Origin of the sequence: Pseudomonas sp. MM213 (assembly GCF_020423045.1) — a bacterium.
Lineage (GTDB): Bacteria > Pseudomonadota > Gammaproteobacteria > Pseudomonadales > Pseudomonadaceae > Aquipseudomonas > Aquipseudomonas migulae.
The window spans coordinates 4,275,665-4,300,146 of record NZ_CP081943.1; the positions used below are offsets into that span (position 1 = coordinate 4,275,665).

At 59.5% G+C, this 24,482-nt stretch carries 25 protein-coding genes and 1 other RNA gene; 12 read left to right on the forward strand and 14 right to left on the reverse strand.

The annotated features are described in order from the left end of the window. The first annotated feature begins 124 nt into the window (after window positions 1–124). Entirely contained in the window at window positions 125–1,492 is a 1,368-nt protein-coding gene (locus tag K5R88_RS19505) for a CYTH domain-containing protein (protein WP_008026000.1), read from the forward strand. A gap of 99 nt (window positions 1,493–1,591) precedes the next feature. Here the strand turns inward: K5R88_RS19505 and K5R88_RS19510 are convergent, their stop codons facing one another. Continuing rightward, complete coding sequence (locus K5R88_RS19510) at window positions 1,592–2,056, reverse strand: Lrp/AsnC family transcriptional regulator (RefSeq protein WP_008024235.1); 465 nt, start codon at window positions 2,054–2,056, stop codon at window positions 1,592–1,594. Between the two features lie 126 nt (window positions 2,057–2,182). Here K5R88_RS19510 and K5R88_RS19515 point away from each other — a divergent pair, with 126 nt between their 5' ends. The 3 genes from K5R88_RS19515 (at window position 2,183) to K5R88_RS19525 (ending at window position 4,792) form a co-directional block, all read left to right on the forward strand. Continuing rightward, window positions 2,183–2,521, forward strand: a complete 339-nt coding sequence (locus tag K5R88_RS19515; protein ID WP_223450020.1) for a hypothetical protein — start codon at window positions 2,183–2,185, stop codon at window positions 2,519–2,521. Between the two features lie 90 nt (window positions 2,522–2,611). Beyond that, entirely contained in the window at window positions 2,612–4,396 is a 1,785-nt protein-coding gene (locus tag K5R88_RS19520; RefSeq protein WP_226298220.1) for a GspE/PulE family protein, read from the forward strand. Between the two features lie 75 nt (window positions 4,397–4,471). Then, window positions 4,472–4,792, forward strand: a complete 321-nt coding sequence (locus K5R88_RS19525; protein WP_226298221.1) for a DUF2388 domain-containing protein — start codon at window positions 4,472–4,474, stop codon at window positions 4,790–4,792. A 171-nt stretch (window positions 4,793–4,963) separates the two neighbouring features. Here K5R88_RS19525 and gcvP read toward each other — a convergent pair whose 3' ends face one another. Then, window positions 4,964–7,837: an aminomethyl-transferring glycine dehydrogenase gene (gcvP, locus tag K5R88_RS19530; protein WP_226298222.1), complete on the reverse strand. Its 2,874-nt coding sequence runs from the start codon at window positions 7,835–7,837 to the stop codon at window positions 4,964–4,966. Window positions 7,838–8,276: 439 nt separating this feature from the next. Here gcvP and K5R88_RS19535 point away from each other — a divergent pair, with 439 nt between their 5' ends. Further along, window positions 8,277–8,972, forward strand: coding sequence for a hypothetical protein (locus K5R88_RS19535; RefSeq protein WP_226298223.1), 696 nt, complete (start codon window positions 8,277–8,279; stop codon window positions 8,970–8,972). Between the two features lie 207 nt (window positions 8,973–9,179). Beyond that, the gene (locus K5R88_RS19540) at window positions 9,180–9,875 is read left to right on the forward strand and encodes a hypothetical protein (protein WP_226298224.1); all 696 of its coding nucleotides are present in this window, start codon (window positions 9,180–9,182) and stop codon (window positions 9,873–9,875) included. 101 nt (window positions 9,876–9,976) lie between these two features. Here K5R88_RS19540 and gcvH read toward each other — a convergent pair whose 3' ends face one another. From gcvH to K5R88_RS19585, 9 genes are all read right to left on the reverse strand, one after another. After that, window positions 9,977–10,360 carry a glycine cleavage system protein GcvH gene (gene gcvH, locus K5R88_RS19545; protein ID WP_008040704.1) on the reverse strand — a complete coding sequence of 128 codons (384 nt, stop codon included), beginning with the start codon at window positions 10,358–10,360 and terminating at the stop codon, window positions 9,977–9,979. 50 nt (window positions 10,361–10,410) lie between these two features. After that, entirely contained in the window at window positions 10,411–11,493 is a 1,083-nt protein-coding gene (gcvT, locus tag K5R88_RS19550; RefSeq protein WP_008040703.1) for a glycine cleavage system aminomethyltransferase GcvT, read from the reverse strand. Between the two features lie 156 nt (window positions 11,494–11,649). Next, window positions 11,650–13,266, reverse strand: coding sequence for an ABC transporter permease (locus K5R88_RS19555; protein WP_008024249.1), 1,617 nt, complete (start codon window positions 13,264–13,266; stop codon window positions 11,650–11,652). A gap of 187 nt (window positions 13,267–13,453) precedes the next feature. Further along, window positions 13,454–14,458: an extracellular solute-binding protein gene (locus K5R88_RS19560; RefSeq protein WP_008024251.1), complete on the reverse strand. Its 1,005-nt coding sequence runs from the start codon at window positions 14,456–14,458 to the stop codon at window positions 13,454–13,456. 259 nt (window positions 14,459–14,717) lie between these two features. Then, entirely contained in the window at window positions 14,718–15,935 is a 1,218-nt protein-coding gene (locus K5R88_RS19565) for a 2-octaprenyl-3-methyl-6-methoxy-1,4-benzoquinol hydroxylase (protein WP_226300273.1), read from the reverse strand. A gap of 9 nt (window positions 15,936–15,944) precedes the next feature. Then, on the reverse strand, window positions 15,945–16,430 hold the full coding sequence (locus tag K5R88_RS19570) for a DUF4442 domain-containing protein (protein ID WP_008040698.1): 486 nt from the start codon (window positions 16,428–16,430) through the stop codon (window positions 15,945–15,947). After that, complete coding sequence (ubiH, locus tag K5R88_RS19575) at window positions 16,423–17,610, reverse strand: 2-octaprenyl-6-methoxyphenyl hydroxylase (RefSeq protein ID WP_008024259.1); 1,188 nt, start codon at window positions 17,608–17,610, stop codon at window positions 16,423–16,425. The genes K5R88_RS19570 and ubiH overlap by 8 nt, the downstream gene beginning before the upstream one ends. After that, window positions 17,607–18,941 carry a Xaa-Pro aminopeptidase gene (gene pepP / locus K5R88_RS19580; RefSeq protein ID WP_008040694.1) on the reverse strand — a complete coding sequence of 445 codons (1,335 nt, stop codon included), beginning with the start codon at window positions 18,939–18,941 and terminating at the stop codon, window positions 17,607–17,609. Before pepP ends, ubiH begins: the two co-directional genes overlap by 4 nt. Window positions 18,942–18,968: 27 nt before the next feature. Next, the gene (locus tag K5R88_RS19585) at window positions 18,969–19,529 is read right to left on the reverse strand and encodes a YecA/YgfB family protein (protein ID WP_008024262.1); all 561 of its coding nucleotides are present in this window, start codon (window positions 19,527–19,529) and stop codon (window positions 18,969–18,971) included. 199 nt (window positions 19,530–19,728) lie between these two features. Between K5R88_RS19585 and K5R88_RS19590 the strand changes: the two genes are divergently transcribed. From K5R88_RS19590 to K5R88_RS19605, 4 genes are all read left to right on the forward strand, one after another. Then, complete coding sequence (locus tag K5R88_RS19590) at window positions 19,729–19,938, forward strand: TIGR02449 family protein (protein ID WP_003177365.1); 210 nt, start codon at window positions 19,729–19,731, stop codon at window positions 19,936–19,938. Then, entirely contained in the window at window positions 19,935–20,252 is a 318-nt protein-coding gene (locus K5R88_RS19595) for a cell division protein ZapA (protein ID WP_008024266.1), read from the forward strand. Before K5R88_RS19590 ends, K5R88_RS19595 begins: the two co-directional genes overlap by 4 nt. 30 nt (window positions 20,253–20,282) lie before the next feature. Continuing rightward, window positions 20,283–20,461: non-coding RNA, 6S RNA (gene ssrS, locus K5R88_RS19600), on the forward strand. 86 nt (window positions 20,462–20,547) lie between these two features. Beyond that, entirely contained in the window at window positions 20,548–21,153 is a 606-nt protein-coding gene (locus K5R88_RS19605; RefSeq protein WP_008024267.1) for a 5-formyltetrahydrofolate cyclo-ligase, read from the forward strand. Between the two features lie 35 nt (window positions 21,154–21,188). Here the strand turns inward: K5R88_RS19605 and K5R88_RS19610 are convergent, their stop codons facing one another. Then, window positions 21,189–21,341, reverse strand: coding sequence for a hypothetical protein (locus K5R88_RS19610; RefSeq protein ID WP_008024268.1), 153 nt, complete (start codon window positions 21,339–21,341; stop codon window positions 21,189–21,191). Between the two features lie 201 nt (window positions 21,342–21,542). Between K5R88_RS19610 and K5R88_RS19615 the strand changes: the two genes are divergently transcribed. Next, window positions 21,543–21,992: an EVE domain-containing protein gene (locus K5R88_RS19615; protein WP_008024269.1), complete on the forward strand. Its 450-nt coding sequence runs from the start codon at window positions 21,543–21,545 to the stop codon at window positions 21,990–21,992. Between the two features lie 108 nt (window positions 21,993–22,100). Here the strand turns inward: K5R88_RS19615 and K5R88_RS19620 are convergent, their stop codons facing one another. Further along, window positions 22,101–22,511: a flagellar basal body-associated protein FliL gene (locus tag K5R88_RS19620; RefSeq protein ID WP_032832554.1), complete on the reverse strand. Its 411-nt coding sequence runs from the start codon at window positions 22,509–22,511 to the stop codon at window positions 22,101–22,103. A 150-nt stretch (window positions 22,512–22,661) separates the two neighbouring features. Here K5R88_RS19620 and K5R88_RS19625 point away from each other — a divergent pair, with 150 nt between their 5' ends. Next, window positions 22,662–23,639, forward strand: a complete 978-nt coding sequence (locus K5R88_RS19625; protein WP_008024273.1) for an NADPH:quinone oxidoreductase family protein — start codon at window positions 22,662–22,664, stop codon at window positions 23,637–23,639. Between the two features lie 97 nt (window positions 23,640–23,736). Here K5R88_RS19625 and K5R88_RS19630 read toward each other — a convergent pair whose 3' ends face one another. Next, on the reverse strand, window positions 23,737–24,333 hold the full coding sequence (locus K5R88_RS19630) for an energy transducer TonB (RefSeq protein WP_442963899.1): 597 nt from the start codon (window positions 24,331–24,333) through the stop codon (window positions 23,737–23,739). Window positions 24,334–24,482: the final 149 nt, after the last annotated feature.

Below are 24,482 nucleotides of genomic sequence, written 5' to 3' on the forward strand. Positions count from 1 at the left end.
ATAGAACCATCCGGTGACAGGAATAAACCGTCGCGGCGCGTAGGCCTGAGCAGTGCTGTACACTGCACGACCTTGGCAGCCACACATTCCCCCGGCTGCGCTCCCGATCCTGGATTTTCCGGCCATGCAGAAAGAAACTGAAATCAAACTCCGCGTCAGCCGCGAAACCCTCGCCGCACTGCGCGAGCACCCGCTCCTGAAAAAACGCAACAAAAGTGGCTGGGAACGCCGTGAACTGATGAACCAGTACTTCGACACGCCTGAGCGCGACCTGGCCCGCGCCAAGGTTGCCCTGCGCCTGCGCAAGGACGGCGAAGAAGTCATTCAGACCCTCAAGACCCGTGGCCAGAGCGTCGCCGGTTTGTCCGAGCGTAACGAATACGACTGGAACCTGCCCAAAGCCAAGCTCGACGTGAAGAAACTCGACGGCGAATGCTGGCCTGAAGAGCTGGCCGAGCTGGACAAGAAAACCCTGAAGCCGATCTTCACCACCGATTTCGTCCGCGAACGCGCTGAAATCGCCTGGGGCCGTGGCAAGACCAAAGTGGTCATCGAAGCCGCGCTGGACCTGGGCCACGTGGTGGTCGGCAAGCAGAAAGAAGAAATCTGCGAGCTGGAACTGGAACTGCGCGAAGGTGAACCGGCTGCATTGCTGGAGCTGGCCGCCGAACTGGCCGCGACCCTGGCCCTGATGCCGTGTGACATCAGCAAGGCCGAACGCGGTTATCGCTTGTACGACGCCAACAGCTATTCGTTGAGCCTGCCGGCCCCGCAGATCAGCGCCGAAATGCCGCTGGACGACGCGTTCGCCGCGTTGAGCTGGCACTTGCTGAGCAGCAGCCAGCGTCTGGCCGAGCAATATCGCTTCAATGGCCACTGGCGTCTGTTGCAGGACTGGGTCGAAAACCTCGCTGAATTGCGCGCCCTGCTGAGCAGCCTTGGCCAGGCTGCGCCGCGTCAGTCGACGCACGATCTGCGTCTCGCGCTGGATGCCTTGCTTGAAGACTGGCGTCCGCTGGTTCAAGCCGGTCTGGACGACGAAGACGTGCGCAAAGCCGCGCCGGAGCAGTTCCTCGAAGAACTCGAAGATCCGCGCTGGGGCCTGTTCTCGCTGAACACCTCGCGCTGGCTGCTGGCCCGCACCTGGGCGGCCGATCGTAATGTTCGCGGCAATCGCCAGGGCGCTGCGCAACTGGGTAGCTGGTTGCCGCGCTTGCTTGGTGAAGAAGCGACGTCCCTGCAATTGCAGCGTTACCAGCAGCAGCCGGAAGATCTGGCCGAGCAACTGCCGCGCATCGAGCGCATCCAGTCCTGGTTGCACCATGCGCGCAACGTGCTGGAGGTCCCGGAAATGGATCGACTGTACGGCGAGCTGAAACAGTTGGCGTTGCTGGCTAACGAGCCGATCACCGATGAATTGCTGGATGCGCGCAAGCAGCAGGCGATTGCCGTTTATCAGAATCGTGCCTGGAAAATGCTGCTGCGTATGTAAAACCGCCTTCGCGGGCAAGCCTCGCTCCTACAGGTACTGTGCAGATCCTGTAGGAGCGAGGCTTGCCCGCGAAGAGGCCAGCAAATTCACCGCAAATCTTCAGACCGGCAAACTCGTCGTCGACTTGATCTCCGACAACGCCACAATCGAGTTCACCTCCTGAATCCCCGGCACCATCGACAGCTTCTCAAAGAAAAACCGCTCATACGCCTCGATGTCCGCCGTGACAATCCGCAACAAGAAATCCACCGACCCCATCAGCACATAACACTCCAGCACTTCGGGAAAACCGCGAATCGCCTCGGTGAACTCAGTGAAGTTCGAACGCCCGTGCGCGTTGAGTTTGACCTCGGCAAAGATCTGCGTGTTGAGCCCGATTTTCTTGCGGTCCAGCAGCGTCACCTGGCCACGAATGATCCCCTCCTCCTTCATCCGCTGGATCCGCCGCCAGCACGGCGACTGCGAGAGCCCCACCTGCTCGGCGATCTGCGCGCTGGAGAGCGAAGCGTCCTCTTGCAGCAACGCGAGAATCTTGCGGTCGTAGCCATCCAGTTCGCTTTGCATAGAAAAACCTATAATCGATGTCTTGTTGAATCGTATGATTCGATAAATCGTTAATTAGCCCCATCATAGATAAGAAATGCCCGGCATCGAATGTAAAAATTCCTCCAGTGATTTTGGAGACCGACCATGCCGCATCTTGAAGCCGTGAACACCCCGCCCACTCGCGCCGATGTCTGGAACACCAGCAACGCCCAGTGTCGTGTGCACTACCAACTGCTGGCCGAAGCCGAACCGGACCTGCTGTGCCGGGCGCTCAACCTGTTCGCACTGCAGTTCCTGACGCCGCAACAGGTCAACGTGCAGCGCACGGACGACCTGCTGGCGATCGACATCGTCATGGACGGACTGAGCTGGCACCGCGCTCAAGTGATCGCGGAAAAACTACGTAACCTGATCAGCGTCTGCTCGGTGGACCTGCAAACGTCTGATTCTGCGTGGGCTGAAGCCGCTCAGGCGACGGGCTGAAAAAACCCGATACGGATTCGTCGGGTAGTGGCCCAACGGTCGGTGGGTCCACGACTATCCTTTGCGAACTGTTGTTCACGAGGAGCCCGCATGTCCGTTCAACTTGCCTTTCAGGACCGCTGGCTGGATCTCAATGATTTGCTGCGCGAGTTGGTCGCCCAGGGCTTTATCAGCCAGGATTCGGCCGAGCACGCACTGAATGCCCGCCGCCGTCACGCCGCCAATGGCCAGATGCACCCGCTGGAGTTCATCGCCAGCCAACAGCTGGATGACCTCAGCCGTCCCGGTAAACACCTCGATCTGGAAAGCCTGACCCTGTGGCTGTCGCAGCAGGCCGGTCAGCCTTATCTGCGCATCGATCCGCTGAAAATCAACGTCGCGGCCGTTACGCCGCTGATGTCCTATGCCTTCGCCCAGCGCCACAAGATTCTCGCGGTGTCCATCGATCGCGACGCCGTGACCGTGGCCAGCGCCCAGCCTTACGTCAAGGGTTGGGAAGCCGACCTGACCCATGTGTTGAAGCTGCCGATCAAACGGGTGGTGGCCAACCCGGTGGATATCCAGCGCTTCAGCGTGGAGTTCTTTCGCCTGGCCAAATCGGTCAGCGGCGCAACCAACAACGATCATCAAACCAGCACCCTGGGCAATTTCGAACAACTGCTCAACCTCGGTGCCAGCGATCAGGAGCCGGACGCCAACGACGCGCACATCGTCAATATCGTCGACTGGCTGTTCCAGTACGCTTTCCAGCAACGCGCCAGCGATATCCACATCGAGCCCCGGCGCGAGCAAGGCACGGTGCGCTTTCGCATCGACGGCGTGTTGCACAACGTCTATCAATTCCCGCCGCAGGTGACCATGGCGATTGTCAGTCGCCTGAAGAGCCTGGGGCGGATGAACGTCGCGGAAAAACGCAAACCCCAGGACGGCCGGGTCAAAACCAAAACCCCGGATGGCGGCGAAGTCGAACTGCGGCTGTCGACGTTACCGACGGCGTTCGGCGAAAAAATGGTCATGCGGATCTTCGACCCGGAAGTGCTGCTCAAGGATTTCGATCAGCTTGGGTTTTCCGCCGAAGACCTGCGCCGCTGGCAGGACATGACGAGCCAGCCCAACGGCATCATCCTCGTGACCGGCCCGACCGGTTCGGGCAAGACCACCACGCTTTACACCACGCTGAAAAAACTGGCGACGCCGGAGGTCAACCTCTGCACCATCGAAGACCCGATCGAGATGGTCGAGCCGGCCTTCAACCAGATGCAGGTCCAGCACAACATCGACCTGACTTTCGCTGCCGGTGTGCGCGCACTGATGCGACAAGACCCGGACATCATCATGATCGGCGAGATCCGGGACCTGGAGACGGCCGAAATGGCGATTCAGGCTGCGCTCACCGGCCACCTGGTGCTATCGACGCTGCACACCAATGACGCACCCAGCGCCATCAGCCGCCTGCTGGAACTCGGCGTGCCGCATTACCTGATCAAGGCCACGGTGCTCGGCGTCATGGCGCAGCGGCTGGTCCGTACGTTGTGCCCGCACTGCAAGGCCCCGCTGACCCTGAGTGAAGAAGACTGGCAAACCCTGACCAAACCCTGGCAAGCGCCATTGCCCGGCAATGCGCAACGCGCCATCGGTTGCCTGGAATGCCGCGACACCGGCTATCGCGGCCGCGCCGGGGTGTACGAAATCATGCAACTGACGGATGGCATCAAAGCGCTGATCAACCCCGACACCGACTTGCTGGCGATACGGCGCCAGGCTTTCAAGGAAGGCATGCGCAGCTTGCGACTGTCGGGCGCACAGAAGGTGGCGGCGGGTTTGACGACGATCGAGGAGGTGCTGCGGGTGACGCCGCAGAGTGAACAAAAGTAGCTGCGACCGTGATGGAACTCGGCAGGGTCATTGGCAATCCAACCCCGCGTAGTTAACCCAGTGGAGTCACCCATCATGCGTTTCAAACTTGCTGTTGCTACCCTCGCCTTGTTGTCCCTTCCTGTCGGTTCGGCGATGGCTGATGACAGCTTTTGGCGTAACGTCCTTACTTCCGGTGCCACCACCGGTTCGTCCTACCTGACCTCCAGGGATCAAAAGCTGATCGTCGCCGCCCAGGACGACGCCGGCAGCTTTGTCGCCAGTGACGGCGCTATTCGCGGCCCCTATCTGGAAGCCGCAATGCAGAAAGTCCGCGCCGACAACCCGGGCCTGCAGGCCACGGATATGGAACTGGCGAATGCGATCCTGGCGAAGAATGCCGTCGCGTCGAAGTAAGATTTACGGCTGAACAAAAATGCCGCTCACATGAGCGGCATTTTTTGTGCCCGACACAACCATCCTGTAGGAGCGAGGCTTGCCCGCGAAAGCGTCATGTCAGTCAACATAAATGTTGGATGTTAAGACGCTTTCGCGGGCAAGCCTCGCTCCTACAGGGCCGTGTGTGTTTCAGCGGTAATCGTCCACCGGGACACACGCGCAAAACAGGTTCCGGTCGCCATAGACGTTATCGACGCGATTCACCACCGGCCAATACTTATGCGCCTTGGTGTGCGCGTCCGGCGTGACGCCCTGTTCGATGGTGTAGGGCCGCTCCCAAACCCCGGTGATGTCGGCCAACGTGTGCGGCGCCCGTTTCAGCGGATTGTCTTCCGCCGGCCAATTGCCGTTTTGCACTTCGGTGATTTCCGCGCGGATACTCAGCATCGCCCCGATAAAGCGGTCCAGTTCCGCCTTCGACTCACTTTCGGTCGGCTCGACCATCAAGGTGCCCGGCACCGGAAAGGACATGGTCGGCGCATGAAAACCGTAGTCCATCAGGCGCTTGGCGACGTCCTCTTCGCTGATGCCGGTCAGCACTTTGAGCGGTCGCAAATCAAGGATGCATTCGTGGGCCACACGCTCGTTACGCCCGGTGTAGAGCACCGGGAACGCCCCCGACAAATGCTGCGCCAGATAATTCGCGGCAAGGATCGCCACTTCACTGGCGTCCGCCAGTTGCGGCCCCATCATCGCGATGTACATCCAGCTGATCGGCAGAATGCTCGCGCTGCCCCAGGGCGCCGCGCTGACCGCGCCGTTCTCCGGCAGCGGGCCGTCAATCGCCACTACCGGGTGGTTGGCCACGAACGGCGCCAAGTGCGCCCGCACGCCAATCGGCCCCATGCCGGGCCCGCCACCGCCGTGGGGAATGCAGAAAGTCTTGTGCAAATTCATATGGGAAACGTCGGCACCAATGTCCGCCGGCCGCGCCAACCCGACTTGTGCATTGAGGTTGGCGCCATCCATGTACACCTGACCGCCGTGACTGTGGATAACTTCACAGATCTCGCTGATGCCTTCCTCGTACACGCCGTGGGTCGAAGGATACGTCGCCATCAGGCAGGCGAGTTTGTCGCCCGCTTCGGCAGCCTTGCCTTTCAGATCTTCCAGATCGACGTTGCCCGCCTCGTCACATTCGACGATCACCACGCGCATTCCGGCCATCTGCGCCGAGGCAGGGTTGGTGCCGTGGGCCGAGGACGGGATCAGGCAGATATCCCGCCCGCCTTGATGCCGACTCTCGTGGTATTTGCGAATTGCCAGCAACCCCGCGTACTCGCCCTGGGCACCCGAGTTGGGCTGCATGCAGATCGCATCGAAACCGGTGATCGCGCAGAGCCAGCGCTCCAGTTCTTCGATCATCAGCGTGTAACCGGCCGCCTGCTCTTTCGGCACAAAGGGGTGCAAGTTGGCGAATTGCGGCCAGGTGATGGGGATCATTTCGCTGGTGGCGTTGAGCTTCATGGTGCAAGAGCCAAGCGGAATCATCGATTGATTGAGCGCCAGGTCCTTGTTCTCCAATTGCTTGAGGTAGCGCAGCATCTCGGTTTCGCTGTGATGGGCGCTGAACACTGGGTGACGCAAGTAAGGCGAAGTGCGCAGCAGCCCGTCAGGAATGCTGGAAGGCAGGGTTTCAGCGTCCAGTTCGTCGACGTTGAGCCCATGATCGGCACCCAGGAAAACATCGAACAATTTCGCCACGGTACTTTCGTCAGAGGTTTCGTCGAGGCTGAGGCCCAATTGCCCGCGCCCCAGAATCCGCAGGTTGATCTGCGCGGCCTGCGCGCTTTCGATGATCGCGGTTTGAGTGCCACCGACTTCCAGCGTCAACGTGTCGAAGAAGTGTTTGTTCAGGCGGCTAATGCCGCGACGCTCCAGACCCGCGGCGAGGATGCAGGTCAGCCGGTGAACACGCTGGGCGATCTGTTTCAGCCCCTCCGGACCGTGGTAGACCGCGTAGAAACTGGCGATATTGGCCAGCAGCACTTGGGCGGTGCAGATGTTCGAGTTGGCCTTCTCCCGGCGGATGTGTTGCTCACGGGTTTGCAGGGCCATGCGCAACGCAATGTTGCCGCGCGCGTCTTTCGAGACGCCGATGATTCGCCCCGGAATCGCACGCTTGTATTCATCGCGACTGGCAAAAAACGCCGCGTGGGGGCCGCCGTAACCCATGGGCACGCCAAACCGCTGGGACGAGCCGAACACCACGTCGGCACCCAATTCTCCCGGCGGCGTCAGCAACAGCAGACTCAGCAGATCGGTGGCGACGCAGGCCAGGGCTTGCTGGGCGTGCAGGTGATCAATCCACGGACGCAGATCACGAATCTCGCCGTGGGTGTCGGGATACTGCAGCAGCGCGCCGAACACCTGGTGCTGTTTCAAGTTATCCACAGCGTCGATGATCAGCTCGAAACCGAAACCTGCGGCCCGGGTCTGCACCACGGAGATGGTCTGCGGATGACAGTTTTCATCGACGAAGAACAGATTGCTCCTGGACTTGGCGACACGCTTGGCTAGGGCCATGGCTTCTGCCGCCGCCGTGGCCTCGTCCAACAGCGAGGCATTGGCCAGTTCCAGGCCCGTGAGGTCGATGGTCAATTGCTGGAAGTTCAGCAGCGCTTCGAGCCGACCTTGGGCGATCTCGGGTTGATACGGCGTGTAGGCGGTGTACCAACCGGGGTTTTCCAGGACATTGCGCAAAATGACGGTCGGCGTCAGCGTGCCGTGGTAGCCCATGCCGATCAGGCTGGTCCAGACCTGGTTCTGCTCGGCGTAGCCCCGCAGCTTTGCCAACGCGGCCTGTTCGTCGAGGGCGGGTGGCAGGTCTAGCGCCCGGTTAAGGCGGATTCCCGGCGGTACCGTCTGCTCGATCAGCTCGACACGGCTACCAACGCCGAGGCTGTCGAGCATCGCCTGCTGCTCGGCAGCATCGGGCCCGAGGTGACGGCGGAGGAAGGCATTGGGATCGCGTAACTGGCTCAAGGACGGCAACTGGGACATGACGGGCTCTCTCTTGACTGGCGCTCAACGTCGATGCAACACGGTCAAACCAGCATAGCTCCCCTGCGCGCGGCATGGCGTCTTTGGACGCGGCCCGTCCCTGATGCATATAAAACACGCCAAGACTTTTAGGCTATTTCATTTCAGCGATATATGCATCGCCGATAGTTATATATAGTTATTCTTACTCGCCAAAAATAAAACCATTCATAAGTACCCGCGCAACGGTGCTTGCAAATAGGTGAAAAACCAACACTTATTAAAACAGCCAAACTCTTAAAAAAACCAATCGCGATAGATAGAATCAAAGCATAGCCAATAGATCTATAGCGCAATAATCCGCATGCTATGTTTGTTGAGGACTGGGCAACGGAACCAAAAAGCCACTACCCAGTTACAAACAACCCAAGCTACGCTTTATTCGAAATGGAGTTCAAAAATGAGCCAGCAAATAATTTTGTTCATCGAAGAAGATCAACTGATTGCCCAAAAAGAAAACGGCTACAGCCTTTATCTAGCCAAAAAGGTAAATGAAGATTTTACTGTTATCTGGCAATCAAAAGGCGCGGTGGCCACCACCCGCAATCCTAGCTATCAGTACAAAAACACGTTCGATATCACGACACCGTCCTTCAATGTCAACTTTACGAACGATTCGGTCAAACAAGGTGATGTCACCTTTACCTCCGGTGGGAAAAACCTGCCCATCACTACCGGCCAAACGACAACGCTGGATGAATACGGTATTTTTTCACCGGCCAAAAACGGCGGCGTGAAATCAGAGGTACTTATCAACAACCTACTGAAAGGCAATCCCCACGAGATACTGCTGGATTCCAAGGGCAATAATATCTGGGTCAATCGCGCGAGCGGCATGAACATCGGCACCGCTACGCTGACACCGTTAGACCAATACCAACTGTGGTTCGGAAACCTTCAACAAACAGGCTCGCTGATTGCCCAAAATCTATCCAATCCCTATGTGGCAACCCTGAGGGCTGGAGACAGCTTCATCCTCACCTATAACAACGAAGGCGACTGGGTGACTGGCGAGCCGGCCAAACGCCTCAGCGACAAGGAAGTCGCGGAGTTGCATGCCAAGGTAGCCAAGGTAGAGAGCAGAGTAGCGGCATAGTATGGAGGGCGATTCGAGCACCGTTTGCACAATGGACTGGAAGCATTTCGTCTTACCGTAGACAGTCTTGAACGCGCAAACATGTTCAAAAAACCCTGTAAATCCTCGATCTACAGGGTTTTTTATTGACAGTACAAACGCCACAGCGAATCAGGTGAGCCTGGAAGCCCGCCATGAAACACTCCGCTGGATGAATGGAAAACAGCCATGAGCCAACAACAAATTATTGTTTATATCGAAGAGGCACAACTGATCGCCCAAAAAACCAACAACTACAGTCTTTACCTTGCAAAAATGGTAAACAATAGCTTTACCGTCATATGGTCAGCAAAGCTCCCCAAAGCCACAACAAACAACTCCAGTTATCAATACAAAAACACATTCGACATATCCACCCCCTCTTTCATGGTCAACTTTACAAACACTCCAATTCAAGAAGGCGATATTACATTTACTTCAGGAGGTAAAAATCTCCCCATCAATACCGGACAAAAAACGACACTCAATGAATATGGCGTATTCAGCCCCGCCACAAATGGCGGCACCCCTGGAAATATTTTAATCAACAACCAATTACCGGCTAACCCTCGGGAAATTCTGCTGGACTCCAAAGGTTATTGTATTTGGGTGAACTGTTCAGGCGGGATGAGTATCGGTGCAACGACCATGACGCCAAAAAACCAGTTTCAACTATGGTTCGGCACAACCCAAGTGACGGGCTCTTTAATCCCAGGCAATGTATCCAACCCTTACGTCGTCACGGTCAATGACGGAGAATCCAAAACAATCACTTACAACGACAGTGGTGTTTGGGTTCCCGGCGAACCGGCAGTACTTCTGACAGCAGACCAAATAACGGCGCTTCACGCCAGGGTAGACAAAGCGGTAGCAATGGCGACATGAATGGTCAGCAAGACTTCACCGCACGGCATTAAACAAAAACGCCGCGTTCTCCAGGCAAGGAAAACGCGGCGTTCTTGTAGCGGATCCGCTTTTGGCGATGTTTACTCGCCGATGGCGGCCTTGTAGCCAGCCGCATCAAGCAGCTTGTCCAGATCGGCGGTGTTGCTTGGCTTGAGCTTGAAGATCCAGGCACCGTACGGGTCGGAGTTGAGCAGTTCCGGATTGGCGCTCAGCTCTTCGTTGATCGCAATCACTTCACCGGCAACCGGGGAGTAGATGTCGGACGCTGCTTTAACCGACTCAACCACGCCGGATTGATCACCAGCTGCAAAGACGTTTCCTACTTCAGTCAGCTCAACGAACACCACATCGCCCAAGGCTTCCTGAGCGTGATCGCTGATGCCCACAGTGACGGTGCCATCGGCTTCCAGACGGGCCCATTCGTGACTTTCGGCAAAACGCAGGTCGGCAGGGATATCGCTCATATTCTGTGTCCTCAAGAAAATTGTCAGCGGTCGTTGCCCGCCAGAAAAGGTTAAATCAAGGTTTTGCCATGGCGTACGAAGGTCGGTTTGACCACTCGGACCGGGTACCACTTGCCACGGATTTCCACTTCTGCGCGGTCGGCAGTCGCCATTGGCACGCGCGCCAGTGCAATCGACTTGCTAAGCGTAGGAGAGAAACTACCACTGGTGATCTCTCCTTCGCCAACATTGGCGATGCGGACCACCTGATGAGCGCGCAAAACCCCACGCTCCTCAAGGACCAGCCCCACCAGTTTGTGCTGCACGCCGCCTGCCCGTTCAGCTTCCAGAGCGCCCCGGCCGATGAACTGGCGAGAGGCCGGCTCCCAGGCAATGCTCCAAGCCATGTTCGAGGCCAGCGGCGAAACATCTTGATGAATGTCCTGACCGTACAGGTTCATGCCGGCTTCGACACGCAGCGTATCCCGTGCGCCAAGGCCAATCGGCGAGATGCCTGCACCCACCAGATCGTTGAAGAAACCTGGCGCCTGACTGGCCGGCAAAATGATTTCCAGACCGTCTTCGCCGGTGTAGCCGGTGCGTGCGATGAACCAGTCACCGTCAGGCTGGCCTTCGAACGGCTTGAGCAACTGGATCAGGTTGCCGCGAGACTGGGTGACCAGTTCGGAGATTTTGTGTCGGGCATGCGGGCCTTGAATGGCCAGCATCGCCAGCTCGGAGCGCTCGTTGAGCTGCACATCGAAGCCGTCGAGGTGCGCCTGCATCCACGCCAGGTCCTGATCGCGGGTGGAGGCGTTGACCACCAGGCGATAACCGTCCTCGAGGCGATAGACGATCATGTCGTCGACGATGCCGCCACGTTCATTGAGCATGGTGCTGTACAAGGCACGGCCGGGGCTGTGCAGGCGTTCGACGTCGTTGGCCAGCAAATGCTGGAGCCAGGCCTTGGCCTGCCCGCCGCTGACATCGATCACGGTCATGTGGGATACATCGAAAACCCCGCAATCGCGGCGCACCTGATGGTGTTCCTCGACCTGCGAGCCGTAATGCAGAGGCATATCCCAACCGCCAAAATCGACCATCTTCGCGCCGAGGGCGAGATGAAGGTCATACAGAGGCGTACGCTGTCCCATGGGTTTCTCCTTCCGGGCGTGGCGAAGGTGCGGGCCGGTGCTGCACGGAGTGAACGCCTTGAAATAGAAGGCTTTCAGCCGATTTCAGCAACCGGGTCTGTAGGACGGACCGCACCGAATGCCGCGCATTGTAGCCTCAAGGTGTAGGACTGACACCTAGGTGTTTCGATGCGCTGAACGTCGAATCAATCCGATGACCGGTAACAGCCCGACCAAAACCAGGGTCAGCGCCGGCAATGACGCCCTCGCCCACTCGCCCTCGCTGGTCATTTCGAAGATGCGCACGGCCAGCGTATCCCAGCCAAACGGGCGCATCAGCAGGGTCGCGGGCATTTCCTTGAGTACGTCGACGAACACCAGCAACGCAGCGCTCAATGTGCCGGGCAGCAATAACGGCAGATACACTTTGAAAAACAGTCGCGGACCACCGACCCCAAGGCTACGTGCCGCTTCGGGCAAAGATGGCCGTATACGCGCCAGGCTGTTTTCCAGTGGCCCGTAAGCCACCGCGATGAATCGCACCAGATAGGCCAGCAGCAAGGCCGACAGGCTGCCCAACAGCAACGGCTTGCCGGCACCACCCAACCATCCCGACAGCGGAATCACCAGCTCGCGATCCAGATAACTGAACGCCAACATGATCGACACCGCCAACACCGAACCCGGCAGCGCATAGCCGAGATTGGCCAGGCTGACACCGGAGCGGATCGCCCGGGTCGGCGCCAGGCGCCGGGCAAATGCCAGCACCAGCGCAACGCTGACAGTAATCAGCGCCGCCATGCCGCCCAGATACAAGGTGTGGACGATCAGGCCGGTGTAACGCTCATCCAGGTCGAAACGCCCGCGCTGCCAGAACCACACCACCAATTGCAGCACCGGGATCACGAAGGCGCAGGCAAACACCAGACCGCACCAGCTCATCGCTGCCAGCGCTTTGAAGCCGCGCAGGTGATACAGCGCTTTGACCCGCGGTCGTTCATTGCTTGCGCGGTTGGCCCCGCGCGCGCGGCGCTCGCCGTACAGCACGACCATTACCACCAACAGCAACAGGCTGGCCAGTTGTGCGGCAGTCGAAAGGCTGAAGAAGCCGTACCAGGTTTTGTAGATCGCCGTCGTGAACGTGTCGAAGTTGAACACCGACACCGCACCGAAATCCGCCAGGGTTTCCATCAGCGCCAACGCCACACCCGCACCGATGGCCGGGCGTGCCATCGGCAACGCGACGCGCCAGAACGCCTGCCACGGCGATTGCCCCAGGACTCGCGCCGCTTCCATCAGGCCTTTGCCTTGAGCGAGAAACGCCGTGCGCGCCAGCAGGTAAACGTAGGGATAGAAGACCAATACCAGAACAAGGATGACGCCGCCGGTCGAGCGGACTCGCGGCAGTCGCAGGCCCGTGCCGAACCATTCGCGCATCAACGTTTGAACGGGACCGGCAAAATCCAGCAATCCAACGAAGACGAACGCCAGCACGTAGGCCGGAATCGCGAACGGCAGCATCAACGCCCAATCCAGCCAGCGCCGACCGGGGAATTCGCAGAGGCTGGTGAGCCAGGCGAGGCTGACACCCAGCAGCGTTACGCCGGCACCGACGCCAAGCACCAGGGTCAGCGTGTTGCCCAGCAGCCGCGGCATCTGCGTGTCCCAGAGGTGGGACCAGATTTGATGATCGATGGTTTGCCAGGAGAGCAACAGAACGCTGAGGGGCAGCAAGACCAGCGCAGCGATGGCGAAGACCAGGGGATACCAGCGGCGTTGGGCGGGGTGGGCCAAGGACAAACTCTCGAGCGGATGGACGATACACAGAGGCCATTGTAGGAGCGAGCTTGCTCGCGATGAACGTCACGACACCGCGGACCGTCAGGCACCCCGCGTTATCGTTAACATTCATCGCGAGCAGGCTCGCTCCTACAGGGTCAGCGGTGTCTGCACACAGGCGGGGCGCAGTATATCGACAGACTCAGTTCCAGCCAGCCCGATCCATCATGCGAATCGCTTCAGCCTGACGTTTGCCAGCGACTTCCACCGGCAAGGTATCGGCGACGAACTTGCCCCAGGCGGCGACTTCCGCGGACGGCGCCACCGTAGGGTTGGCCGGGAATTCCTGGTTCACATCAGCGAAGATCTTCTGCGCCTCAGGCGTGGTCATCCACTCCACCAGCGCCTTGGCCGCTTCCGGGTGCGGCGCGTGCTTGGTCAGGCCAATGCCGGAAAGATTGACGTGTACGCCTCGATCAGCCTGATTCGGCCAGAACAGCTTCACCGCCAGATCAGGCTTCTGCTTGTGCAGACGGCCGTAGTAGTAAGTGTTGACGATGCCGACGTCGCACTGGCCGGCGTTGATTGCTTCCAATACCGCGACATCATCGGAGAACACGTCGGTGGACAGGTTGTTGACCCAGCCTTTGAGGATCTTCTCGGTTTTCTCGGCGCCATTCACTTCGATCATGGTGGCGGTCAGTGACTGGTTGTAGACCTTCTTCGCCGTACGCAGGCACAGGCGGCCTTCCCAGTTCTTGTCGGCCAGACCTTCGTAAGTGGTCAACTCGCCCGGTTTCACCCGGTCGGTGGAGTACGCGATGGTCCGCGCCCGCAGGCTCAGGCCGGTCCAGGCATGAGAAGCCGCACGGTATTGCGGCGGGATGTTGGCGTCGATGGTTTTCGAAGTGAAAGGTTGCAGGATGCCCATCTGCTCGGCTTGCCACAGGTTGCCGGCATCGACGGTCAGCAGCAGGTCGGCGGTGGCGTTCTCGCCCTCGGCCTTGATGCGCTGCATCAGCGGCGCTTCCTTGTCGGTGATGAACTTCACCTGTACGCCGGTTTTCGCGGTGTAGGCGTCGAACACCGGTTTGATCAGCTCGTCGATACGCGAGGAGTAAACCACTACCTCGTCAGCGGCCTGGGCGACGGTGCTGCCGATCAGGGTCAGGGCGAGTGCTGTCAGTAGACGCTTCGGTGCCAACATGGGAGCGATCTCTCGATTCGAAAAGTGAGGGCAAATGATAAGGACTCACATTTACCTTCTCAATCGATCAGTTTGCGGAGGAGTTACCAGATGTTGCATGGCTAGGGATGTGTAGCGGATGTGTCGACGCCTTCGCGGGCAAGTCGGAACGCCGCCCGCTCGCTCCTACAGGTTTTGTGTTGTACGCCAATGTCGCGATCAACTCGAAACCTGTAGGAGCGAGGCTTGCCCGCGAAGGGGCCATCAGCTCCAGCGAAAGTCAGGCCTTGGCCAGAGCCGGCAAATCCCCGGTCAACCCCAACGCCTCACGCACAAACAACGCCTTGGCCTCCGGCATCTGCTCGACGATCTTCAAACCGGTATTACGCAACCAGCGCACCGGCAGCGGATCCGCCTGGAACAAGCGCTCGAAGCCTTCCATCGCTGCCATCAACGCCAGGTTATGCGGCATGCGCCGACGCTCGTAACGGCTCAGCACTTTCGCATCCGCCAACCGCTCGCCCCGTTCGGCCGCTTGCAGCAGCACTTCAGCCAGGACCGCGGCATCCAGGAAACCGAGGTTCACCCCCTGCCCGGCCAACGGGTGAATGGTGTGCGCCGCGTCGCCGATCAGCGCCAGACCTTCGGCCACATACCGCTTGGCGTGACGCTGACGCAGCGGCACGCACAGACGCGGGTCGGCGCTCAGCACCGTGCCGAGCCGGCCTTCAAAGGCGCGTTCCAGTTCGAGGCAAAACGCTGTGTCGTCCAGCGCCATCAGCCGTTCGGCTTCGCTCGGCGTGGTCGACCAGACGATCGAACACCAATCCTGCTGACCGTCGCGTTCCAGTGGCAGAAACGCCAAGGGACCGTTGTCGGTGAAGCGCTGCCAGGCCGTCATTTGATGAGGCCTGGTGCTGCGCACACTGGTGACGATCGCGTGGTGCAGATAATCCCACTCGCGCGTGGCCACCCCGGCCAGGCGCCGAACCGCCGAGTTGGCACCATCCGCCGCAATCACCAGCGGCGCACGCAAGGTGCGGCCATCGGCGAGCGTCAGCAGCCAGTCATCGCCGGAGCGGCGCATCTGCTCCAGGCGCGCATTCGCCAGCATCCCGAGGTCGCAGTCGTGCAAACGGTCGAGCAAGGCGTCCTGAACCACGCGGTTCTCGACGATATGCCCAAGTACCTCGGCATGCACGCTGGCGGCGGAAAAGTGGATCTGACCGGTGCCGCTGCCGTCCCAGACGTGCATGTCGGTGTACGGGCTGCTGTGCCGGCTGGCAATGCCATCCCACACGCCGAGGCGTTCAAGAATCCGCTGGCTGGCCGCCGACAACGCGCTCACGCGCGGTTCGAACGGCGCTTGCCCGTCGAAGGGTTTGACGCTCATCGGGCTGCCGTCCAGCAGCAGGACTTCCAGCCCGCTGTCCTGTAACGCCAGCGCCAGGGCGCTGCCGACCATTCCGGCCCCGACAATCAGCAGATCTGCGCGCATGTCCATGCTTTAAGCCTGTCTCGCTTGCGGCTTGAGCCGCACGTAAAGGGTTTTCTGGACCCGCGCCACCAAGGTGCCGGCGCCGTCGTGGATATCGACCTGCAATTGCGGCAGGTATTTTTCGCCGTTCGCCGTTTGCCGGCGGACCTCGTCGAGCAAGGTCTCGTCGACCCTGAAGTTGGCGAACACCGGGCCTTTGCCCGGCGAGATGAAATCGATGTCTGCCGTTTTGTCCCAGACGATGTAATTGCGCCCGAGGTTTTCCATCAGCATCAGCATGTAGAACGGATCGACCATCGAATACAGGCTGCCACCGAACTGCGTGCCGACGTAATTGCGGTTGTACCTGCCCAGGCCCATGGACACCGTGATGTCCCGAAAATCATCGCTGATGTGCCGCACGCGAACCCCGGCGCCCAGGTACGGCGGGTAGAAGGTCATGATCCAACGCATCAACCGCGCTTTGCCGAACCTGCTCGTCAGCCACTTACGCATCGGGACGCGTACCCAGGCCCATGGCCTGTCGGGCGAACCAGCGCTTGGCCGGCGGCAGCAGATCGAGGCCGAGCAGGCCGATGTTACGGCCCAGCGAAACCAGTGGTTGAGTGCTGCCGAACAACCGCGTGACCTGATCGGAGAAGCCCACGGTCAGATTCTGATCCATCCGCTGGCGTTCGCGGTAAGCCTGCAAGGTCGCGAAATCGCCGAGCGAGGTCTCGCTCGCCAGCAGCGCGTCCGCCAACGCTTGCGCATCACGCAGCGACAGGTTGAAACCCTGGCCGGCAATGGGGTGCAGGCTGTGGGCGGCGTTGCCGAGGATCGCCAGATGCGGACGCACCTGCTCTTCGGCTTCGATCAGCGTCAACGGATAAAGATGCCGTGCGCCGACCTGTTTCAACGTGCCGAGGCGGTAACCGAACACGCCCTGCAATTCGCTGAGGAAACTGCGTTCATCCAGGGCCGCAAGCCGTTGCGCGTCCATGCCCAGGCGGGTCCAGACCAATGCGCAACGATTTTCCGGCAACGGCAACAACGCCATCGGACCGTCGTCGGTGAAACGCTCGAACGCCATGCCGTTGTGCGCTTCGCTCGGGGTGATGTTGGCGATCAGCGCGCTCTGGTTGTACGGGCGCTTTTTGATGCCGATCCCCAATTGCTCGCGCAGACCGGAACGGCCGCCATCAGCGAGCACTGCGAGGTCGCACTCCAGCATTGTTTCGTCGCTGAGGGTCAGGCGATAGCCGTCGGTCAGCGGTTCCATGCGCGTGACTTCCGCCGGGCAGCGCCAAGTGACCACGTCCTTGTCCAGACCTTGCCAGAGGCATTGGCCAAGCCAGGCGTTTTCCACCACATACCCCAGCGCCGGCACACCCTCTTCCATCGCCGACAAGCGCGCGGTGGAGAAACGGCCACGGTCGGAAACGTGAATCTGCTTGATCGGCTCGGCACGGCGGGAGATTTCCTGCCACACGCCCAACCGTTGATAAATCTGTTTGGCACCGTAGGACAACGCCGAAGAACGGGCGTCGTAGCTCGGTTGATAGGTGTGGCCGGGGGCAAACGGTTCGATCAGCACGATCTTCCAGCCGCGCGCCTTGGCTCCGGCCTGCAAGGCCAACGCCAGGCTGGCACCGACCAGGCCGCCACCGATAATTGCCAGATTGACTCGACTCATGCTGCTTTTGTCCGCGCTTGCGCCATCAAGGCTTCAATCTCGGCGACCGTTTTCGGTACGCCATTGGTCAGGATTTCACAGCCGGTTTTGGTGACCACGACGTCATCCTCGATGCGCACGCCAATGCCGCGCCATTTCTTCGCTACGTTCTGGTTGTCCGGGGCGATGTAGATCCCCGGTTCCACGGTCAGCGCCATGCCGACTTCCAGCACGCGCCATTCGCCGCCGACCTTGTACTCGCCGACGTCATGCACATCCATGCCCAGCCAGTGGCCGGCGCGGTGCATGTAAAACGCTTTATAGGCTTCGCTGGCGATCAGTTCGTCGACGTTGCCCTGCAACAGGCCCAACTTCACAAGACCGGTGGTAATCACCCGGACCGTGGCTTCGTGCGCCTGATTCCAGTGTTTGTTCGGGGCGATTTCGGCAAAGGCTGCTTCTTGTGAAGCCAGCACCAACTCATAGATCGCCTTCTGTTCCGCTGAATACTTGCCGTTGACCGGCCAGGTGCGCGTGATGTCGCTGGCGTAGCAGTCGATCTCGCAACCGGCGTCGATCAGCACCAGATCACCGTCCTTGAGCACCGCGTCATTCTGCTGGTAATGCAGGATGCAGCTGTTGCGCCCCGCCGCGACGATCGAACCATACGCCGGCATCTTCGCCCCGCCCTTGCGGAACTCGTAATCAAGCTCGGCTTCAAGGCTGTACTCATGCAACCCGGCCCGGCTGGCCTGCATCGCACGAATATGCGCCTGGGCGGAAATCCGCGCGGCTTCGCGCATCACCTTCACTTCTGCCGCCGATTTATACAGGCGCATGTCGTGCAGCAGATGATCCAGCGCAACGTATTCGTTCGGCGGCTGCGCGCCGAGGTGCGCCTTGGAGCGGATCACGTTGATCCATTCCATCAGGTGGCGGTCGAATTCCGGGTTACTGCCCATGGCCGAATACACCCGGTCGCGTCCTTCGATCAGGCCCGGCAGGATGTCGTCGATGTCAGTGATGGGGAAAGCGTCGTCGGCACCGAAGTCGCGGATCGCGCCTTCCTGACCGGCGCGCAGGCCGTCCCAGAGTTCTCGCTCGGCGTTGCGCTCACGGCAAAACAGCAGGTATTCGCCATGCTCACGACCCGGCATCAGCACGATAACGGCTTGAGGCTCGGGGAAACCGCTGAGGTACTGGAAGTCGCTGTCCTGGCGGTAAACATGCTCGACGTCGCGGTTGCGGATGGCGACCGCGGCGGCGGGCAGAATCGCGATGCTGTTGGGTTCCATCTGCGCCATCAAGGCCTTGCGGCGACGGCTGTATTCCGATTTCGGGATATGAATCATGGGCAGATGGCTTTTCCTGGCTCGCGATTAATGCAACGACGGTTTGGCGGCAGCCGGCGCGTCTGGCTTACGGGTTTCGGAGAACAGCAGCAGCGGCGCGACACGCAGGTACTCCATGACTTCCATGTAGTCGCTTTCGCCGTCGTCGGACTCTTCCAGCGCGTCTTGCACCTGGGAAATCGCCGCCAGATCCTGCAACACTTCGGTGGCCTCGGTGCTGAGCATGCTGCTGTCGCGGCAGTTCAGGCCGAAACCGCTGAGGAAGCCCTGGCACCATTGGCCCAGTGCAGCGGCACGGTCAGCCAGCGGCGCGTCATCGGTCGGCAGCAGCAGAACGACGGTCACGTCGTCGCCGGTGAGTTCGCCCTTGACCATCTCTTGCAAGCCGATCAAGGCATTGCGAACGTTGTCTTGCGGCTCGCCTTCGAGCAGCTCGGCGGCATCGATCAGCCACTCTTCTGCATTGAAACCGGCACCGGCGCAACTGCGACCGAGCAGCAGGCCATGCAGTTCGGCAGGCGAGACGTTGTGACCGCTGGAAGTCAGCAGGGTGGCGAAGGCTTGGTACGGAGAATTCTGAATGGGCATGGGCAGCTAGGCGCCAGACGGCGCTATGTCTAGAATGAAGGCCTTGTATCCTACATCGACTACCCCTGTAGGAGCGAGCTTGCTCGCGATGAACCCGAGAACGCCGCTGGGTGTCAGGGACCCAGCGTTATCGTTGGCGACCATCGCGAGCAAGCTCGCTCCTACGGTTCAACACCCATCAGACATTTCAGTGGACACAATGGAAGACACCGACCTGCAAGCGCTGATGGCCAGACTCGAACTGCTAATTGATCGAGTCGAGCAACTTAAGAGTCAAAATGGACTCCTACTAGCTCAGGAAAAAACCTGGCGCGAGGAACGCGCTCACCTCATTGAAAAGAACGAAATCGCCCGGCGTAAGGTCGAATCGATGATTTCGCGCCTCAAGGCCCTGGAGCAAGACTCATGAGTTCAAGCAATAGCGTCACCGTGCAGATCCTCGACAAAGAATATTCGATCATTTGCCCCCAGGAAGAGCGCAGCAACCTGGTGAGCGCCGCCCGTTACCTGGACGGCAAGATGCGCGAGATCCGCAGCAGCGGCAAAGTCATCGGCGCCGATCGCATCGCCGTGATGGCCGCGCTGAACATCACGCACGACCTTCTGCACAAGGAAGAACGGCCGGATGTACAGGTCAGCGGTTCGACCCGCGAGCAGGTGCGCGACCTGCTGGATCGCGTCGATCTGGTGCTCGCCACCGATCCAGACGTCACCAAGGGCTGATTCGTCCGACCGCTTGGGTTATACTCGCAACACTCCCTGGGGTGCTTGCCAGTTGACCACGTCCCTGAGCCGATTCGCACTACCCTGGAGGCTGCACGTTGGGCTGGTGTGCATGTCCGCTAGACGGAAAGCCTTAAAGCCTACTGCATCTTCCACCTTGAACTTTCGGGTTCAAGGGCTAAGTCAGCAGCGGTTCATCCGGGGAGCCTGATTCCAGTCCGATGCCGGTTTAAATACCGGCATCGGCTTTTTTACGGGTACGCTTTGTGTACCCGCACTGCCGAAGCCCGAATCCATGACCGAACCTGCGCTGCTGCCCCGCCCGCAACTTCGACGCATGCTGCGCAAGGCCCGCCGCGCACTGACAGCCAGTCAGCAGCGCCAGGCCGCTCGCGGGCTGTACAAGCAATTGGCCCAGCAGCCGTTGTTTCGCCGCGCCAAACACATCTCGCTCTATCTACCCACCGACGGTGAAATCGATCCGCGCCTGTTGCTGCGCGCCGCACAACGTCGGGGCAAGGCGACTTACCTGCCGGTGCTCAGCGCCTGGCCGCGAACCAAAATGGTGTTCCAGCGGATTCGCCCCGGCGAAAAGCTCCAACCCAATCGCTTCCGTATTCTCGAACCCAGGCACAACCTCGCCCGACAACGCAAAGTCTGGGCGCTCGATCTGGTGCTGTTGCCGCTCGTGGGGTTCGACGATGTCGGTGGCCGACTCGGCATGGGCGGTGGTTTCTACGACCGGAGCCTGGCGTATCTGGCGCGGCGGAAAAACTGGCGCAAGCCGACGCTATTGGGGCTGGCCCATGAATGTCAGAAGGTCGGAAGACTGGCTCAGGCGAGCTGGGATGTGCCGTTGCAAGGAACGGTTACAGACAAGGCGTGGTATTTCGCAGACTAGACGCCACTCGAATCAGCGGCGTCGAAAAGACAGGTTCAGCGCTTGAAGGCTGACGGCTGTTGTTGCTGCGCGATTTCAATCGGCGCATCGGTCTTGTTGCTCCACAAGCTTTGGGCATAGCCAGTGGTCACGACGCCAAGGCCGAACAAAATAACCAAAATCCATAGTAAATCCGGTTTGCGTTTCATCGATTGCCCCCCAAAGGCACATCAATACGATGACAGCAGCGGTTTCCGTTGTAGGTGTAGGCCGTGCAGCAGCGTCAAGCTTAGAAGGCCGGCATTTTGCGACAACGTGAACCGACACGCAAACGCTGGCGTCAACCGACCGTCGGTTTGTCATAAAATCGCCCGACAACTTGTCCACCTGACTCGCAAGGAGCAAAAACCATGGCCTATTGGCTGATGAAATCCGAGCCCGACGAGCTCTCGATCAAAGGTCTGGAGAAGCTCGGCAAAGCGCGCTGGGATGGGGTTCGCAACTATCAGGCGCGTAACTTTTTGCGTGCGATGGCGGTCGGCGACGAGTTCTTCTTCTATCACTCCAGCTGCCCGGAGCCCGGGATTGCCGGGATCGGGAAGATTGTCGAAGCGGCGTATCCGGACCCGACGGCGCTGGAGCCGGAGAGTCATTATTACGACCCGAAGGCCAGCGCCGAGAAAAACGCCTGGAGCGCGATTGATGTCGCGCATGTGGAGACGTTTTCCAGGGTGCTGAAGCTGGATTATTTGAAGCAGCAGACGGCGCTGGCGGAGATGCCGCTGGTGCAGAAGGGTTCGCGGTTGTCGGTGATGCCTGTTACCGCTGAACAATGGGCGGCGGTGATTGCACTGCGCTGACACGCTTTTTGTAGGAGCCGGCTTGCTGGCGATAGCGATGTAACAATCAATATGGATGTTGAATGTTAAACCGCTATCGCCAGCAAGCCGGCTCCTACAAATCCAGCATTACTGGATAATCAGGTTGTTGAACAACAAATCCTCAACCACCGGCTTGCCGGTTTCATCGTTCATGATTTGCTGGGTCTGCTTCAACGCTTCCTGACGCAGTTTTTCCTTTCCCTCGATGCTGTTCATCGCCTCGGTGGTTTGCTGGGTGAACAACGCCACCAGTTGATTGCGAATCAACGGTTCATTGGCCTTCACCTGTTTGGCCGCCTCATCACCGGTGACCCGCAACGCCACATCAGCCTTGAAGACCTTCAACTTCGCCGTGCCATCCAACCCATAGTTGCCCACGAATGGCGGGCTCAGGGTGAGGTAGCTGACTTTCGGGGCTTCACCTTCTTTGGCGGCTTCTTCAGCCACTGCTGCCACAGGCAGAGACAGGGCCAGCAACAACATGATCCACGCTTTCACAATTCGCTCCTTATCCGGTTTGCGGCCTAGCATAACGACCCGCCGCGCAAGCACAAGCTTATGGCTGACTATCAGGGCGGGGCATGCTCGTTGACCCGTCGACTCACACACCTACACTTATCGGCCATCACTCCCAAAGGAATAGCCCTGATGAAAGCCGTGCTGTGCAAAGCCTTCGGCCCTGCCGAATCGCTGGTGCTGGAAGACGTCGCCAGTCCTGTCGCGAAGAAGAATGAAATCCTGCTGGACGTGCACGCCGCCGGGGTGAATTTCCCGGACACGCTGATCATCGAGGGCAAATACCAGTTCAAGCCGCCCTTCCCGTTTTCGCCGGGCGGCGAAGCGGCTGGCGTGGTCAGCGCAGTGGGCGAAAAAGTCAGCCACCTGAAAGTCGGCGATCGGGTCATGGCCCTCACCGGCTGGGGCAGTTTCGCCGAACAGGTCGCGGTGCCAGGCTACAACGTGCTGCCGATCCCGACCTCCATGGACTTCAACACCGCTGCCGCGTTCAGCATGACTTACGGCACCTCGATGCACGCGCTCAAGCAACGCGGCAACCTGCAACCGGGTGAAACCTTGCTGGTGCTCGGTGCTTCCGGCGGTGTCGGCCTGGCCGCCGTGGAAATCGGCAAAGCCATGGGCGCCCGCGTGATTGCTGCCGCCAGCAGCGCCGAAAAACTGGCCGTGGCCAAGGCTGCCGGTGCCGATGAACTGATCAACTACACCGAAACCAGCCTCAAGGACGAAATCAAACGCCTGACCGATGGCCAGGGTGCGGACGTGATCTACGACCCGGTCGGCGGCGACCTGTTCGACCAGGCCATCCGCGCCATCGCCTGGAACGGCCGGTTGCTGGTGGTCGGTTTTGCCAGCGGCCGCATTCCGGAATTGCCGGTGAACCTCGCACTGCTCAAGGGCGCAGCGGTGGTCGGCGTGTTCTGGGGCTCCTTCGCCCAGCGCCAACCGCAGGACAACGCGGCGAACTTCCAGCAATTGTTTGGCTGGTTCGCCGAGGGCAAGTTGAAGCCGCTGGTGTCGCAGGTGTACCCGCTGAGCAACGCGGCGCAGGCGATCAATGATCTTGGCCAGCGCAAGGCGGTCGGGAAAGTGGTGGTGCAGGTTCGCTGAATCGCAGCAGGATACAAAAAGGCCAGAACAACTGATGAGGTTGTTCTGGCCTTTTCGATTACATGACCAGCAGAAAGACAGCGCCCCATACTTTTCGTCAAAGCAACTCACGAATTTCCTTCGGAAGAAAATGCACGTACCGGGTCGCTTGATGCGTATTACAACGCCTCACAATAGAAGGCACGCTCTTGTTGAGCTTGGCGATGAGCGCCAGACGCTTCTCCTCTGGCAACTGCGTCGGCGAAAGGGAGTGAGTCAGATAGCTGCGGGTCCAGTTGAACACCGGCATGTCCACCCACGAGAAATCTGCCAGTTGCAGTGCTGTCCGGGCGACGTCTCCACAACTCAACTTTTTCAACTCCTCGTTGGCGTGAATCGGCAGTTTGTCGTCCAACCTGAAAACCATTGGCGCGACCACCTGGATTTGCGCAGGGCGCTCAATGGAAATCTCCCAGGGTTTGTATCGCCATTGGCTGACTGCTGCTCGGGAAGCTTCGACAAGTTCGGAATGAGCGTCTTTCGAAACCTCTACCTTGCTGACCGAGCCATCGGCGTGGGCGTTAAAGCTGACACGGACCATGCCGGTTATTCCAGCTCGGTACAGTGCCACAGGGTAAACCGGCTTTGGATTGTTCTCCGGAATCAGGAACACTTCTCCAGCCCTAACATCGATAGACAAAACCAGCAAAAGCACACACACAAAACACCGCATAAACCCCACCCCTTCACCACTGAAAAGCCAGACCTGGCAACAGCACAAAGGTTAAGGCTCGGTGATTGTTCACATAACGCCATGACTTCCTGTTCAAGCGCAGGACATTTCCCAAAGCCCTGCCCTACGCC